This window comes from Edaphobacter sp. 4G125 (genome assembly GCF_014274685.1).
Taxonomy (GTDB): Bacteria; Acidobacteriota; Terriglobia; order Terriglobales; family Acidobacteriaceae; genus Edaphobacter.
The window spans coordinates 3256699-3270693 of record NZ_CP060393.1 but is presented as its reverse complement, the minus strand read 5'-3'; the positions used below and the strand labels follow the sequence as shown (position 1 = coordinate 3270693).

18 protein-coding genes and 1 tRNA gene are annotated in these 13995 nt (G+C 54.4%); 14 read left to right on the top strand and 5 right to left on the bottom strand.

Annotation, left to right across the window (positions count from 1 at the left end; translation table 11 throughout):
• Window positions 1–5: 5 nt before the first annotated feature.
• Entirely contained in the window at window positions 6–350 is a 345-nt protein-coding gene (locus H7846_RS13610) for a YybH family protein (protein WP_186692774.1), read from the top strand.
• 81 nt (window positions 351–431) lie between these two features.
• On the top strand, window positions 432–989 hold the full coding sequence (locus H7846_RS13605; RefSeq protein ID WP_186692772.1) for a cupin domain-containing protein: 558 nt from the start codon (window positions 432–434) through the stop codon (window positions 987–989).
• A 135-nt stretch (window positions 990–1124) separates the two neighbouring features.
• On the opposite strand, the gene H7846_RS13600 is transcribed toward H7846_RS13605, so the two are convergent.
• Window positions 1125–2045 (bottom strand): sigma-70 family RNA polymerase sigma factor, encoded by a 921-nt coding sequence (locus H7846_RS13600; RefSeq protein WP_186692770.1) that lies wholly within the window; start codon window positions 2043–2045, stop codon window positions 1125–1127.
• On the bottom strand, window positions 2032–2475 hold the full coding sequence (locus H7846_RS13595) for a hypothetical protein (RefSeq protein ID WP_186692769.1): 444 nt from the start codon (window positions 2473–2475) through the stop codon (window positions 2032–2034). Before H7846_RS13595 ends, H7846_RS13600 begins: the two co-directional genes overlap by 14 nt.
• A gap of 449 nt (window positions 2476–2924) precedes the next feature.
• Between H7846_RS13595 and thrS the strand changes: the two genes are divergently transcribed.
• The 7 genes from thrS (at window position 2925) to H7846_RS13565 (ending at window position 7149) form a co-directional block, all read left to right on the top strand.
• On the top strand, window positions 2925–4151 hold the full coding sequence (gene thrS / locus H7846_RS13590) for a threonine--tRNA ligase (RefSeq protein ID WP_186692767.1): 1227 nt from the start codon (window positions 2925–2927) through the stop codon (window positions 4149–4151).
• Between the two features lie 38 nt (window positions 4152–4189).
• Window positions 4190–4315, top strand: a complete 126-nt coding sequence (locus tag H7846_RS18010; protein WP_255460640.1) for a hypothetical protein — start codon at window positions 4190–4192, stop codon at window positions 4313–4315.
• A gap of 25 nt (window positions 4316–4340) precedes the next feature.
• The gene (locus tag H7846_RS13585) at window positions 4341–4796 is read left to right on the top strand and encodes an alpha/beta fold hydrolase (RefSeq protein ID WP_186692765.1); all 456 of its coding nucleotides are present in this window, start codon (window positions 4341–4343) and stop codon (window positions 4794–4796) included.
• A gap of 21 nt (window positions 4797–4817) precedes the next feature.
• Window positions 4818–5036, top strand: coding sequence for an endonuclease/exonuclease/phosphatase family protein (locus H7846_RS13580; protein WP_186692763.1), 219 nt, complete (start codon window positions 4818–4820; stop codon window positions 5034–5036).
• Window positions 4937–5692, top strand: a complete 756-nt coding sequence (locus H7846_RS13575; RefSeq protein ID WP_255461002.1) for an endonuclease/exonuclease/phosphatase family protein — start codon at window positions 4937–4939, stop codon at window positions 5690–5692. Before H7846_RS13580 ends, H7846_RS13575 begins: the two co-directional genes overlap by 100 nt.
• A gap of 129 nt (window positions 5693–5821) precedes the next feature.
• Window positions 5822–6292 carry a carboxymuconolactone decarboxylase family protein gene (locus tag H7846_RS13570; RefSeq protein ID WP_186692759.1) on the top strand — a complete coding sequence of 157 codons (471 nt, stop codon included), beginning with the start codon at window positions 5822–5824 and terminating at the stop codon, window positions 6290–6292.
• Window positions 6289–7149: a sigma-70 family RNA polymerase sigma factor gene (locus H7846_RS13565; protein ID WP_222597509.1), complete on the top strand. Its 861-nt coding sequence runs from the start codon at window positions 6289–6291 to the stop codon at window positions 7147–7149. Before H7846_RS13570 ends, H7846_RS13565 begins: the two co-directional genes overlap by 4 nt.
• A gap of 305 nt (window positions 7150–7454) precedes the next feature.
• Here H7846_RS13565 and H7846_RS13560 read toward each other — a convergent pair.
• Window positions 7455–7531, bottom strand: a tRNA-Asp gene (locus H7846_RS13560).
• Between the two features lie 265 nt (window positions 7532–7796).
• The gene (locus H7846_RS13555; protein ID WP_186692755.1) at window positions 7797–8366 is read right to left on the bottom strand and encodes a hypothetical protein; all 570 of its coding nucleotides are present in this window, start codon (window positions 8364–8366) and stop codon (window positions 7797–7799) included.
• A gap of 138 nt (window positions 8367–8504) precedes the next feature.
• Between H7846_RS13555 and H7846_RS13550 the strand changes: the two genes are divergently transcribed.
• The 3 genes from H7846_RS13550 to H7846_RS13540 all read left to right on the top strand — a co-directional run bounded on the left by H7846_RS13550 (window position 8505) and on the right by H7846_RS13540 (window position 10084).
• Window positions 8505–9062 carry a TlpA family protein disulfide reductase gene (locus H7846_RS13550; protein WP_186692753.1) on the top strand — a complete coding sequence of 186 codons (558 nt, stop codon included), beginning with the start codon at window positions 8505–8507 and terminating at the stop codon, window positions 9060–9062.
• Window positions 9063–9318: 256 nt separating this feature from the next.
• The gene (locus tag H7846_RS13545) at window positions 9319–9810 is read left to right on the top strand and encodes a hypothetical protein (protein ID WP_186692751.1); all 492 of its coding nucleotides are present in this window, start codon (window positions 9319–9321) and stop codon (window positions 9808–9810) included.
• Window positions 9800–10084 carry a hypothetical protein gene (locus H7846_RS13540; RefSeq protein WP_186692749.1) on the top strand — a complete coding sequence of 95 codons (285 nt, stop codon included), beginning with the start codon at window positions 9800–9802 and terminating at the stop codon, window positions 10082–10084. The genes H7846_RS13545 and H7846_RS13540 overlap by 11 nt, the downstream gene beginning before the upstream one ends.
• Before the next feature lie 358 nt (window positions 10085–10442).
• Here H7846_RS13540 and H7846_RS13535 read toward each other — a convergent pair whose 3' ends face one another.
• The gene (locus H7846_RS13535) at window positions 10443–11603 is read right to left on the bottom strand and encodes a DegT/DnrJ/EryC1/StrS family aminotransferase (protein WP_370561270.1); all 1161 of its coding nucleotides are present in this window, start codon (window positions 11601–11603) and stop codon (window positions 10443–10445) included.
• Window positions 11604–11831: 228 nt separating this feature from the next.
• Between H7846_RS13535 and hfq the strand changes: the two genes are divergently transcribed.
• Window positions 11832–12149, top strand: coding sequence for an RNA chaperone Hfq (hfq, locus tag H7846_RS13530; RefSeq protein ID WP_186692748.1), 318 nt, complete (start codon window positions 11832–11834; stop codon window positions 12147–12149).
• Between the two features lie 117 nt (window positions 12150–12266).
• Window positions 12267–13688 carry a GTPase HflX gene (hflX, locus tag H7846_RS13525; protein ID WP_186692746.1) on the top strand — a complete coding sequence of 474 codons (1422 nt, stop codon included), beginning with the start codon at window positions 12267–12269 and terminating at the stop codon, window positions 13686–13688.
• Window positions 13689–13995 lie beyond the last annotated feature (307 nt).

Here is a 13995-nt window from a genome sequence, read left to right as displayed (position 1 = left end):
GGAGAATGTCCACTCAGAGCTCGACGTTGTCATCTGCCGCTTTCACTCAATTTATGGGTCCTGAGCATAGCTTCTTCGGCCTACAGGGAGATTACATTCAGGAGCCGAATCACATGCGGGCGCGATATGAACGTGATGCAGCGATGTTTCGATCCGGCAAAACTCATTTCCAGATTCTTCATCTTGAGGTGAGTGACAATCTCGCTTACTGGGTGGGCTTTCAGCATGGAACCGCTACTGTCAGCGATAGAGGCGAAATCACCTTCAAATTGCGGGTGATGGAGTTGTTTCGAAAAGAAGGTAACGAATGGAAGCTCCCGCATCGTCAGGCCGACACTCTCACCGTCTAAACCAGGCCGCATTCCTGATTGGACGCGGCTCGCAAGGAGTGTGTCGCACTAAAGAGCGCTCATTTTGAGAAGGAGTTCAGTATGACGGTTCCGATCGTTTTAACGACCATGAAGGAAATCCGAACGATTCTGAACAAGGAAGGCCCATCGGTTGTGGGATTAGAGCGCATCGCCGACATGATGCGCCTGCTTCTCCCCCATAGCGAGGAAATACTAGGAGATCACCTTCGAGAAAGTGTGCGACCAGAACGCGGACTAAATCCAATCTACGTTGAGAGTGGTGGAATCACTCTCACGTGGGGCATTGTCGTTCCGGAAGAACCGACCCCAGTCCACAGTCACGGTACGTGGGGTGTGGTTGCCGTCATCCGCGGCCGGGACCGATATCAACGCTGGAGGCGTGAAGACGATGGAGAGGGTGCCGGGCCAGCAGAGGTCCGACTTTTGGAGGAACAGGTTCTCACAGTGGGTGATGTGATGGTGTTACCGCCACCCCCGCAAGATATTCATCTACAACAAGGGCATAAAGGCGAAACCGCTTATGAGTTTGTCCTCTTTGGTGAGGATTTTCTAGGGCGTCTTCCATATCTTGTCTTCGACCCAGAAAACGGATTCGCAACGGAGATTTATCCGAGGTAGCCTCGACGTGAGGTTTGTCGTTTTGGGCCATGAAGGCTGTGCCCGACGCAACTATGGCGTTTGGAAACAAAGGAGTATGCCTGCATCCCGGTAGCTACCTCCCATCTTCATCCCTGATGAAACTCTCGGGCTTGCTTAGAACATGATCTCGGCCCCATTCATCACATAGCGCGCGTAACGAAAGTCTCGAATGGACTTGAGCACATCGCCCTGCCAATGCAGCAGCATGAAGTATGCGGGTGTGTTTGGATCGTCCAGGAAGACCGCTGCACATTCGTATCCCTCTATGCTGGCTTCCTGGAGACGCCACCCTTGTACCTCACCGTAACCCTTATAGAAGATCGATGAAACTTGTTGTCGCCCACGCAGTTCGGCTCGTGCTGTCTGCGAAAGATGTACATCCTCGCTCAACATGGAGATCAGACCAGGCCAGTCACGATTGTTGAACATTTCAACAAAACGTCTGAGCTCCGGCGAAGCCGATAAAGTTTGCGTTCGTTGCACAGGCGTCTTTGCAAGTTCTCCAAGCCGAGCGCGTCCGCGATGAAGGGCCGCTTTGACGGCCGTAAGCGGCATATGAAGGAATTGGCCAATCTCCGAAAGCTCGTAATCGAAGACATCCTTCAAGATAACCGTACTTCGCTGCGCAGACGGTAACTGCAAAAAGGAGCTAACGGCTGCTTGGGCCGACTCCTTCTGCATTGCAATCTCCAGCGGATCATGTGCATGAGGGTCTGCCGCTTCAGAAAGGTATTCCATATCCAAACTCACTTCTGGCCGCCGTTTACGCAGCAAATCGACAGAGCAGTTGTGCGCCAAGCGGAACAGCCAAAAGCGCATTTCAGGCGGCCGGGAGCCCGCCACAATGGCAGTGTACGCTCGCAGTAGCGTGTCTTGAACGGCGTCTTCTCCGTCGATCGTGCTACCGAGCATCCGAGCGCAATAACCGTGAAGCGCCGGCCGTAGTTTCTCTGCAGCATCTCGAAGTGCAGCCTGAACGAGTTCCACATCTTCGTTGATCAAGACTGGATTCTCATCCGCTTCAGTTTTCGGCATGCTGCACCTTCATCGGTCGTTCCGCGTTGTTGTAATTCGGCCTGAGCCAAGCGATGCCGGCAGAAAGGGCCAGAACCCATGGTACGTCGGTCAGCATCTTCCACGCATCATGGTGTGAATACGCCATCTGAATCGCCATGAGTAGACCATGAGCTAGGTTGGCCCACATGGTGAAGTCAAAGAAGAGCGCATTGCGCCATGGATCTGCTGATGCTTTGATCAGGAAGATCGCCCAGGTGATGTAGATAACAAACAGCATCGGACCGACATGGCCGTTGACTTCATCCCAAATCGCCCAGTGCATCGATCCTCCAAGATCAATAACCGGGGCGCGAAGCGTGAAAGCGATCAGCAGAGTTGTAAAGAGCACTAAAGATGCGATGCTCCATAACTTGATAAAAAGTTGGAATCGTTTCAGCTTCGTTTCCATTTTTGTCCTTCCGAGGGTGATTCACTGAACCTGTCTAAGCACAAAACGGTTTCGAGACCGGCAAGGATACGGGGATCGGGAGATTTTTCGAACGAAAGTCGTCATGTCCGCAAGCTGCTATGGAAGAAGATATGTCGATGATCGGCCTTCAGAAAGGGACGCTTGAGAGGACGAGGGGCAAAAGCGACGATTAAGAAGGAAGAAAATGTGATGAACATGTCACATATCAATACGCAAACTCGTCTTCCTATTACGCTGCTAGAGCGAGCCATTTATCACTATGTTGGAACTTTCCATCACGCACACTAGCACTACTACTACCACCGCCATCGGCGGGTCGTCAGGTTAGTGCGCTTCGATCTCGAAACGACTTCCCCTGAAAGCCTCGCCAAATTTGGCGGGGCCTTTGCTTTGTGCTTCGTCATTCGACTACCCCATGGAGAGCCATAATGCTTGAAATTGATCATCGAGTTATCGGAGTGAAACTTGGCCTGTTTCATCAACAGGTCGAAGGACCAGGAATGGTCTTCTGGCACCCGAGAGGGTGGCAGCTATACCGGATTATCGAGGATTACATCCGGGATCGCATGAGGGAGATGGGATTTAGCGAAGTGCGGACTCCCCAATTGCTGGCGCGCTCACTATGGGAAGAAAGTGGCCATTGGGATAAATTCGGCAAGGACATGTACTCCGTGACCGACCATGATGCCGAACGGGCGCTTTGTCTTAAGCCAATGAGTTGTCCTTGCCACATCCAACTGTTTAACAAACATATTCGTTCTTACAATGAATTACCGCTTCGGTATTGCGAGTTCGGAAATTGCCATCGGGATGAGCCGTCTGGTTCGCTTCACGGTCTGATGCGCACTCGTGCATTCACGCAAGACGATGCTCATGTATTTTGCGCGGAAAGCCAATTGGTAACGGAGATCGGTCGGTTCTGTCAGTTACTCCGACGTGTCTATCAGGATTTTGGGTTTGGTAGCTATACGGTTGCGCTTTCCACACGACCGCCACACCGTATGGGTTCCGAACAAATTTGGGACCGAGCCGAAGAAGCTCTGGCAAATGCTGCTTCCGCTGCTGAGGTGGAGTTCGAATTGCGTCCAGGGGAAGGTGCGTTCTATGGACCGAAGTTAGAGTTCCACCTGATGGATGGTCGAGGACGAAGTTGGCAATGTGGAACGGTCCAGTTGGACTTCTTTCTTCCAGAACGCTTGAATGCACGATTTATCAACGATCAGGGTCGGCAGGAAATCCCTGTGATGATTCATCACGCAATTCTCGGCAGCATCGAGCGTTTCATTGGGATTCTCCTAGAGCACTATGAAGGGTGGTTACCGAATTGGCTGGCGCCTGAACCGCTAGTCGTTTCGACAATCACCACGGCTGATATCCCTTACGCCCTTGAAGTGGCGGCGGATTTGAAGGCTGCCGGGCTACGCGTCAGCCTCGATACGCGGGCAGAACGCCTAGGAAGAAAGATTATGGACGCGCGAGATAAGTGTATTCCGCTGATGATCGTTCTCGGTGCGCGCGATGCACGGGAACGCACAATCTCGCTGCGACATAGAAATGGGGCGCAGGAGGTTTACAACCTGGACGACTCAGTTCCTGTTCTTCGCAATGAATGTGGCGGTCCCTTGGCGTTCAGAGGTAAGTACTTGGAAGGATGAAAAACATAGGAAGGCGGTGAAGAAGTAGGAAATGTTACATGAATGTCACATTTTGGGAACCCTATCTCGTCACCTTATTGCATCGTCAGAAAGGAGCCCTCAAGACCGAGAGAGTCAACCTATTCGATGGCACGATCAAACGGGAGATTGTCACCAAATCGTAAGCCATTTCACCTTGATAGGAGTTTCATGGATACATCCAAGTCGTTTCCGATGAATCGCAGATCGTTCATTCTATCTACAATGAATCTTGCTGCTTCTGTCGCGATCAGTCCTCGTGAACTCTTAGCCGAGGCAAGAAAGTTCGACGCGGAATACTACCGGCGTCATCGTAAGTTTCTTGATGTGGATCAAGGGAGAGTTGCATATCTAGAAAAAGGGCATGGTCCCCCCGCACTCTTTCTCCATGGATTTCCGTTGAACGGCTATCAGTGGCGCGGTGCGCTGGAGCGGCTTCACACCCTCAGGCGATGCATTGCTCCGGACCTTATGGGCATGGGGTGCTCCGAAATCCGCGATGATGTCGCCATCACTCCCAATTCTCAAGTAGACATGCTCGCCTCATTCCTGGATCGGCTGCGGATTCGCGAAGTAGATCTCATCACGGATAACAAGGCGAGCGTCTCTTGCAATCCGCGCATCTGAATCTTGTTTGAAGGGAATTCCATGCTGACCGAGCCGTACTCCACAATCGCAACGCGCAGCGGGGATGTGCGGGTGCTTACCCTCAATCTATGGCAACAGTACGGGGCTTGGCCGGACCGCCGCTCTCTACTCATCGAAGGATTGCGTGCCTTGCAACCCGACATTGTGGCCTTTCAAGAGTCGATCAAAACGACGAGTATGACCAGGTTCATGATCTTCTTGGTTCGGGGTTTCACATAGCCCATCAAAAGCAGCGAGGCCCACAGGGAATGGGCATCTCCATCGCCAGTCGCTGGCCACTCGGAGAAGTGCAGGAACTGGATCTGAACGTGACTCTTCGCTGTGCAGGGTTTCCGGCTGGAACCTTGATCGCGGAGGTACGGGCACCGACCCCGTTGGGATCATTCCTGTTCGTCAATCATTTTCCCCATTTTCAATTGAGCTTTGAGCGCGAACGAGAGCTTCAGGCAGTAGTTGCAGCCCGGTTCATCGAAGATCAGATAAGAGACAACTCTCGGCAAGTCATTTTGGCTGGGGACTTCGACGCAGACCCGGATGCTGCCAGCATACGTTTCTGGTCAGGACGCCAGTCGCTCGATGGTATCAGCGTATGCTATCGCGATGCGTGGGCAAGCACGCATTCGAATGACGATACAGGACATACCTTTACTCCTGCTAACCCGGTCGTAAAAGACCAAGTCGTCAAAGATATGCGCCCGTTCCGTGATTGGCCTTTTCGGAGAATTGACTACATCTTCGTGCGTTTTGGCGCACATGGAGGACAGGCTCTGGATATTGTGCAGTGCGCACGAATCTTCGATAAGCCGATCAATGGTGTGTGGGCCAGTGACCATTTCGGTCTGGTGGCTGATTTCGCTATGCCAGGTATTTCGTGAGGAACCCATTGCGAGGGTTGGTTGCGGGAGCAGACGTAGCTTAGTCACGATTAGTGTTTGCTATGAATGTCACATTTTGAGGCACCGATCTCGTCTTGATTTTTAGCAGTACCGAAAGGATTTTGCCCTATGAATGTCAGACTTGATCCCGTTGCCGCCGCCCCTTCACTCATGAAGGACTGGCATCGCACGGCGTTTGCCATCGTCTCCAGTCTCGATCCTAAACTTGTCGAGCTTGTCGAGATCCGCGCTTCTCAGATCAATGGCTGCGCTAACTGTCTCAATCTTCATACAATCTTCGCGCGTGAAAAAGGAGAAACGGAACAGCGCATCAATTTGCTTTCTGTCTGGCAGGAGGCTCCATGCTATACCGACCGCGAACGTGCCGCCCTCGGTTGGACCGAAGCAATGACCAGACTCGCGGAGAGGCATGACCACGACAATGCCTATGAAGCCCTGAAGGCCCACTTCACCGAGGAGGAGCAGGTCAAGCTCACACTAGCCATTGTCATCATCAACGGATGGAACCGCATCTCCGTTGGCTTCGGCGGTTTTGCCGACCCGGTTGCCATCAAAGCCAAGGCGGGAGCTGCCGCTTGAGCGCAGATGAAATCTCCGAGGACGCAGCGCTGGCTTTCAGCCCGCTGCGTCCAAAGCTCATGCGTGTTGCCTACCGCATGCTTGGCTCGGTCCAGGATGCCGAGGATATGGTTCAAGAAACATTCATCCGATGGGTGAAGACTGATCATGACAAGGTGCGCGATCCTGAGGCTTTTCTGTGTCGCACCGTCACGCGGCTCTGCCTTGATCAACTCAAATCCGCCAAGCGCCGACGTGAGACTTATATTGGTCCGTGGCTCCCCGAACCTCTAGTGGAAGAAGAGGAAGTGGAAGATGTGACTTTGCCACTCATGCTTGCGCTGGAACGGCTCTCGCCGCTCGAACGCGCTGTCTTCATCTTGCACGATGTCTTCGGAATGGGGTTCGAGGAGGTCGCCGTTATCATTCAACGCGACGGGGCTGCCTGCCGCCAATTGGCTGCTCGTGCTCGTGCACATGTTCGCGAGGCAAGACCACGGTTCCAATTGGAGAAGCAGCATGGTCTGGCGTTGGCCGAAGCCTTTTTCGCAGCGTCACGCAGTGGCGATATGGAAGCACTGGGTGCGATGCTCGCGGCGGATGTCAGTCTCCATGCCGACGGAGGCGGCAAGCGTCCGGCATCGGTAGAGCCTGTTTTCGGTTTCGACGCCGTAATGAAGCTATTTGAGTATCTGGGTACATTGTTCCAGAAGGACGATTCGAAACTTGTTCGTACCAGCTTCATCAACGGATTGCCTGGATTCGTCTCGCTTGATCCCGACGGCGAGCTTTCTACAACCGCGTTAGGGGTAGAACATGGGAAGATCGCAGCAATCTATGTGATGCGAAATCCTGACAAATTGAGACATCTCCACTAAGCGGAGTGCGACGCTCTTGTTTATGAAATGTCGGGAAAGTTCGAATGCAGATGCTTGACAACATCTACAAGCCACCTGCTTGGTTAACGCGATCTCTCGTGGCCGCAGTCGTTTTAAGAACTCAAGACTTCGGAGCTTGCCTATACCAGTTCCGGTTCGATCTAACGATGAAAACCTATTGGGTTCCTGTGCATCAATGCCGCAGGTGCGGTCGTTCCGTGAGGATTGAAGAAATCACGTCTCAAACCATATCAACCGGTATTCTCACTGTAGGTCGCCATAGCTTCTAAGTCTTTTAGAATCTATGGCGGGGACGACGGGGCTCGAACCCGCGACCTCTGCCGTGACAGGGCAGCGCTCTAACCAACTGAGCTACGTCCCCAGGTTGTTTCTCAACAACTTGGAATGAGAAGCGCCGATTGTCGTGCCATCCGCGTTCTTCTCAAGATTGTTCTGGACTGGATGTCGAGTCGCTGGACTCAAAATCTGTCAAACGGAACAACAAGATTGAGTTTAGCAGAAGTCAGGCTCTTCGTGGCCAAGAGAATCGCTAAATGTTTCTGAAATATGGCACTGGATCCATCCATTCAATGGAATGAATGGATGGATCGGTTTTTACTGGTGTCAATGGATACGGTATCTGCGCACTAGCGCTCTGGTACCTGCCATCCGGCGAGCGTCTGAGCGAGTGAGATCTTATCGGTGCCACCGTCGCTCACGGCACGAGACATCTTTGGATAGGCTGTGCCGATGTCTGGAGATTGAGCCCATACGGGAACATCCTTGAGAGTGTAGTGATAGGTGATCTCAGTTTCAGGGAAACCGCTGGGCCCTTTCTGGGGAGGGGTAAAGTTATCGATCGTGGTTACGGATCGGTGTCCATAACAGAAGCGCGGAGCGAAGCGGTTTCCTACGGTGCTTACGGTATAGCGCGTTGTCTTGACGGAGGATTCGTAGCTGGATTCGAGCAGATGCGATTTGACCAGCGTGTTCATTTGCTTCGTCACTTCAGGGTCTGAGGTGGCATAAGGAAAGCGGATGTCGGGGAAAAGACATTCGGAGCGATCGAGGTAGTAGTTATTGATGGCCTGGGTGAAATTTTCGGGAGTGGCCTTTGTCTTTGAGTTGCACCCGGAGAGCAGCAGTACGGCAGCGAGGGAACTGTAGCAAGCGAATTTCATCATGCGCGCATCTGGCAGCGGCGAGACGGATTTCATCTTTTAACTCCTGAAGTTATTTCCTGATACTGAGTAACAGGCCAATAAGATGCTGATTTTATTCGTTTGAGATGCCGCGGCGAGCGATATTCTCCGGTTCGCTTCTTCTTCGAGCTGCGTCTTATATTGAGTGATGCAATGCTGCAATTGAGTCATTCGATCGAAAGACATAAGGTTCTCTATGCCGCAGGCGCTGCGCTGATCCTCGCGATCGCGTTCTCAGCCGTTCGCAGCCTGAAACCTGCAAACCATCTGATCGCAGAGCAGGAGCGAAGGGCCATGCCTGCAATGACTCAGAAGCTGCTCAATGGCGAGACCTGGAAGCTGAGCGATCATCGCGGCGAAGTGATCGCGATCAATTACTGGGCAAGCTGGTGCGCTCCATGCTGGCAGGAGACTCCGATGCTCGTGAAGCTCAGCCGTGAGCTTGGGCCTCGAGGTTTTACTGTCATCGGAGTAGCTACGGATGAACATAGTTCCGATGAGATTCCCGCAGGCGTGAGCCGATTTGTAGAGCGGTTTCAGATCCCCTATGCCATTGCCATCATCTCTCCGATGTCGCAGATTGCTTACGGGATGGAGGGACTGCCGACGACTCTGCTTGTCGATCGAAACGGTCGCGTGGCCAAGGTGTATACGGGGGCGATTCGCGAGGCAGAGCTGCGATCGGATGTGGAAGCGTTGCTGTCCGCTTAGTTGTTCGTTGTTGGTTGTTAGTTTTGGGATGGACAAATTGTGCAGACAAGTCAATACGGGGATTTCTCCACTTCGCGTTCGCTTGCAGCGTACGCTTCGGTCGAAATGACACCTTATAAGGTTTTCGGCAATATGCCTTTGTGAAAGAAGCGCCCGGCTTTCCCTGGGTTCGTGCGTGTGCATTGAGGTTTTGCAGGACGAGTGGTTTGGTGTCCGTGGGGAGATCGCAGGTGGGTGGTGTTGTGGGGATTTGTTTTTGCTGGAGTTGTTCGGCCCGGATGCGTTCCTGGGCGAGGCGGACCTGTTGCTTGTGGAGTTTTTCTTCGCGTTCGCGGAGATCGTCCTGCTGTTGGGAGAGGATCTTTCGTTCGCGGTCGATGTCGTCCCACATCTGTTGGCGGGTTTTGAGGGCTTCGGCAGGAGGGGCGAGGAGTCCGTGGTCGGGGTCGGAGACGATCTCTTCGAGGGGCTGCTCGGGGAGAGGTTGGGCGTGAGAGGGGAGTTTCTGGTGAGGCGGGAGATTGGAGCTGGCGATCTGGAGTCCGTAGAGGAGGAGGCCGGCGCGGCGAGGGTCGATGTCATTGGAGGCGAGGCGCTCGAGGACGAGGCCGATGGAGAACTGGATGGAGGCGCGGTCTTCGGGGATGGGGAAGTTGACGGAGGCGCGGCGGGCTTTGCGGGTGTGCGGATTCGTGACGGGTCGGCGGGTGGTGTGGTGGTAGTAGCAGAAGTGCTCGTTGCGGAGTGAGGCGGAGCCGCAGCGTCGTCCGTCGACGAAGATGTGGCGGCAGCGGTGGCGTTCGATGGCGTGGTCGGTCATGGGTGTCCCTCCCCTGGGTGGTTTTGTTCGCAAAGTATTCGAAAGAGATGGCTTAGGTTCGTACTTCGGTGGTGATGCCCTATGTATGGGGTACCCGGAACCTGTTCGAGCTGCGCTCGAATATCCCACCTTAGCGACGATGAAGCCGTCGCGAAGATGGGGCACCCGGTTGGTTGGCGGGCGGCAATCTCCGGCAGTTTAAATGCGAAAGCCCGGCCAGGGCCGGGCTTCTTGTTCCCTGATTTAACAGTAGCAGGAGGTGTCAAGTTTTTGAGAGGGAAAAGTGCACAGAAGGCGCGTGGGCATTGGGGATTTCGCAGTGCAGGGGTTGTAGGGCCTCAGGGGCTGAAGCCCCTTTTTGCAGTTGATCGATGGCACCCATTCGACTACGCTCAGGGCAGGCTCTGAAGCCGTGTCCTTAACAATACGGTTCGCGCTGAAGCGCGAATGAGCCCACTCATCTCACTTCGCTCGATGAATAGGGCACCCAAATACAGGGATTTCTCCACTGCGCGGCTCACGCCACTCCGGTCGAAATGACACCTCAGGGTGGAGGTGGTTTAACAGTAAAAGGAGCGGATGGCGTCGACGACGGTCTGTTGCTCGTCTTCGCGAAGCTCGGGGTACATGGGTAGGGCAAGGACTTCCAGAGCCGCCTGCTCGCTCACCGGGAAATCTCCTTTTTGATAACCGAGGCTGGCGAGGCTGGGTTGCAGGTGTAGGGGGAGTGGGTAATAGATCTCGCTGCCGATGCTGCGGTCCGAGAGATATTGACGCAGTTCATCCCGGCGAGGAGCGCGAATGACGTATTGATGGAAGACGTGGGTTGCGCGCGGATCGGTGATAGGGAGAACGATACCCTCGTTGATACTGGAGGCGGTAAGTCCAGCAGTGGTGAAGAGCTGATCGTAGCGGTGGGCGATCTGGCGTCGTTGTTCGTTCCAGCGGGAGAGATGGCGAAGTTTGACTTCGAGCACGGCGGCCTGGAGAGAATCAAGGCGGCTGTTCCAGCCAATCTCGTCATGGTAATAACGCCGTTTCATGCCGTGTGTTCGAAGGATGCCGGCGTGTTCGGCCAATTCGGAAGATGGGGTGGTGAGCAGGCCACCTTCGCCAAAGGCGCTGAGATTTTTGGTGGGGTAAAAGCTGAAGGCGGCGAGGTCTCCAAGAGCGCCTGCGGGAACGCCTTTCCATGCTGCGCCGAAGGCCTGAGCGGCGTCTTCGATGAGCAGGACTCCGTAGTTTTCCTTCAGGCGTTGAAAGGCATCCCAATCCGCACATTGCCCATAGAGATGAATGGGGAGAATGGCTTTGATCTTCTTGCCGGGGTGTTTGCGCAGGAGCTGTTCGACGGAATCGGCGGAGAGATTGAAGGTGAGGGGATCGATGTCGGCCAGGAGGGGCTGGGCCCCGACACGGAGGATGGAACTGACGCTGGCGAAGAAGCTGAAAGGAGAGGTGATGACCGCATCCCCTGGGCCGATATTGGCGGCGGCGAAGGCAAGCCAGAGGGCATCGGTGCCGCTGGCACAGCCGACTGCGTGGGGAACCTGGCAGGCCAGCGCAGCCGCCTGTTCAAAGGAGATAACCGCAGGTCCGAGGACGAATTGCTGCGAAGCGCAGACCTGTTCGATGACGGCGAGAACTTCTTCGCGAATCTCCGCGTATTGTCGGGAGAAGTCGAACATGGGGACGGCGGACGGAGGGGTTTTGGGCGGCACTTAGCCATGGTAAATCGTTGTGCAGGAATGAGAGTCTTCATGGTAGTTTCATGCGTCTAACGCGTTATGGGCAGAGGCTGCCTTGAAAAATGCAGGGGATGCTCGTATCGTGGAACCTCTTGGCTTCAGAGATTGCAGGTTGTCCGTCTAACGCGTTCGATTTGCAGGACATGAAGTTTGGCGGGATCTTTATTTTGGAAATTTCTATAAGTTAAGGAGATCGGCACCATGGAATCAAAGCCGGCACAGAATATTCAGGACACTTTTCTTAACACGGTCCGCAAGGACAAGAGCCCGATCACGATTTATCTAGTGAGCGGCGTAAAGCTGACAGGAAAGATTCGTTCCTTCGATAAGTACTCTGTTCTGCTGGAGAACAACAGCCAGGAACAGCTGATCTTCAAGCACGCGATTTCAACAGTGGTGAGTGGCCGCATGGGTGCGATTCATGGAGAGGCAAAGGGAGAACTTCGCTCTTCCGCTCCGAGCCCTGCTTCGGTAGGCTCTGCGCAGCCCGCTGAGGTTGCCGGCGCAACCAGCCGCTGATCTGAGAACAACGGGTCCTATAGTACCTACGAAAGAACGGCCGAAGGGGATCACAGCGCTACGGTGAAGAACCGGAAACCGATTCGAAGAACACTCGTGGAAGCACAAGAGCTTTCCATGAAAGAGGAGAGGTCTGCTCAAGAGCAGGCCGTCCTTGTTGCCGTGGAGTTTACGGGAGCACGCCGCAGACTGACGGAAAGTGTGTCGCAGGCGCGAAAGGCAGCTCTTCTGCGGGAAGGTTCTGATGCTGCGACCGATGCAGTTGCGTCGGAGAGGGTGTCTAGAAATACGGAAGCCATCGATCTGGACTTCGACGCCTCTCTTGCAGAGTTTAAGGAGCTTGCTCGAAGTGCGGGCGCAGAGATTGCTGCGACTTTGGTACAACGGCGCGCCAGGCCCGATCCGGCGACCCTGGTAGGACAGGGAAAGCTGGAAGAGATTGCAGGCGTCACCGCTTCTACGAATGCAGACCTGGTTTTGTTCGACCATGATTTGAGCCCTTCGCAGATGCGCAATCTGGAGACAGCGCTGGGGGTGCGGGTGATCGACCGCACACAACTGATCCTCGATATTTTTGCCCGACATGCGCGAACCCGCGAAGGACAGTTGCAGGTGGAGCTGGCGCAGCTGGAATATCAGTTGCCACGACTGGCGGGTCGGGGAAAGGCAATGAGTCAGCTTGGCGGCGGAATTGGAACCCGCGGGCCGGGTGAAACGCAGCTGGAGACCGACCGCAGAAAGATCAACCTTCGGATCGACCATGTCAAAGAACAGCTGGAGTCGGTGCGGCGAGTCCGAAGGCAGCAACGCCAGCGCAGGGAGGCGGTCCCGGTTCCTGTGGTCGCGCTGGTCGGATACACGAATGCGGGGAAGAGCACGCTGTTCAATGCTCTGACCGAGGCGGGCGTGTTGGAGTCGTCGCGAATGTTCGCAACGCTGGACCCAAAGCTGAAGCAGCTTCAGCTTCCATCGCGACGGAGAATTTTGCTGTCGGATACGGTCGGGTTTATTCGGAATCTTCCTCATACTTTGGTGACAAGCTTTCGCGCGACGTTGGAAGAGGTCGAGCGCGCAGAGCTGCTGCTGCATGTCCGGGACGCTTCGAGTCCAATGCTGGAAGAACAGAAGACAGAGGTCGAGAAGGTTCTGGGCGAACTGGAAGTCAAAGGCAAGTCGGTCATCGAGGTGATGAACAAGATCGATCTGCTGGATGCGGAAGAGCAACAGGCCCTGGCGAGAGAGGGAAGAGTGTTGGTTTCGGGGCTGACCGGGGAGGGACTGGGGGAGCTGCTGGAGGCGGTCGACCGGCATCTGATCGCAGACCCGGTGATCGAGATGGAGTTCCGTTTTCCACAGTCAGAAGGGGCCGCCCTGGCTGCTCTGGAAGCGGGTGCGCTGTTGAGCCGGCGGCGGTTTGAAGGGAACCTGGTTTACCTCACCGCTCGGGGGCCGGTTTCGCTTTTAAGCCGATACCGGGACTTCCGGGTTTCTATGGACCGTACTTCTATGGGCCAGATCTCGATACAAAGGGGTGCCTGACATAGCATAGGCCGCCTGGTGGGGAGCGGAGGTGGTGTCCCCGACCACGCGACCTATGTGACCCAGAGAATCGGGTCCGGGTGGTGTTTAAAATTCTACGATTTTTGTGAGGAAAGTCAAAGAAAGTTGGGGGTGCGAAGGGGAGGGCCGATGAACGCCCATTCGTTCGATTATCGCAGATTTCCGCATTGACACTCCGCGCAACGCTTTGCTAAAACTAGGTGTACCGCAATCTTCACAACAGGCCCAACCTGTAACGCTTCGAAGACAAAAATATGCTTGCCTGAACTGGTTTTAGAAGACAAGA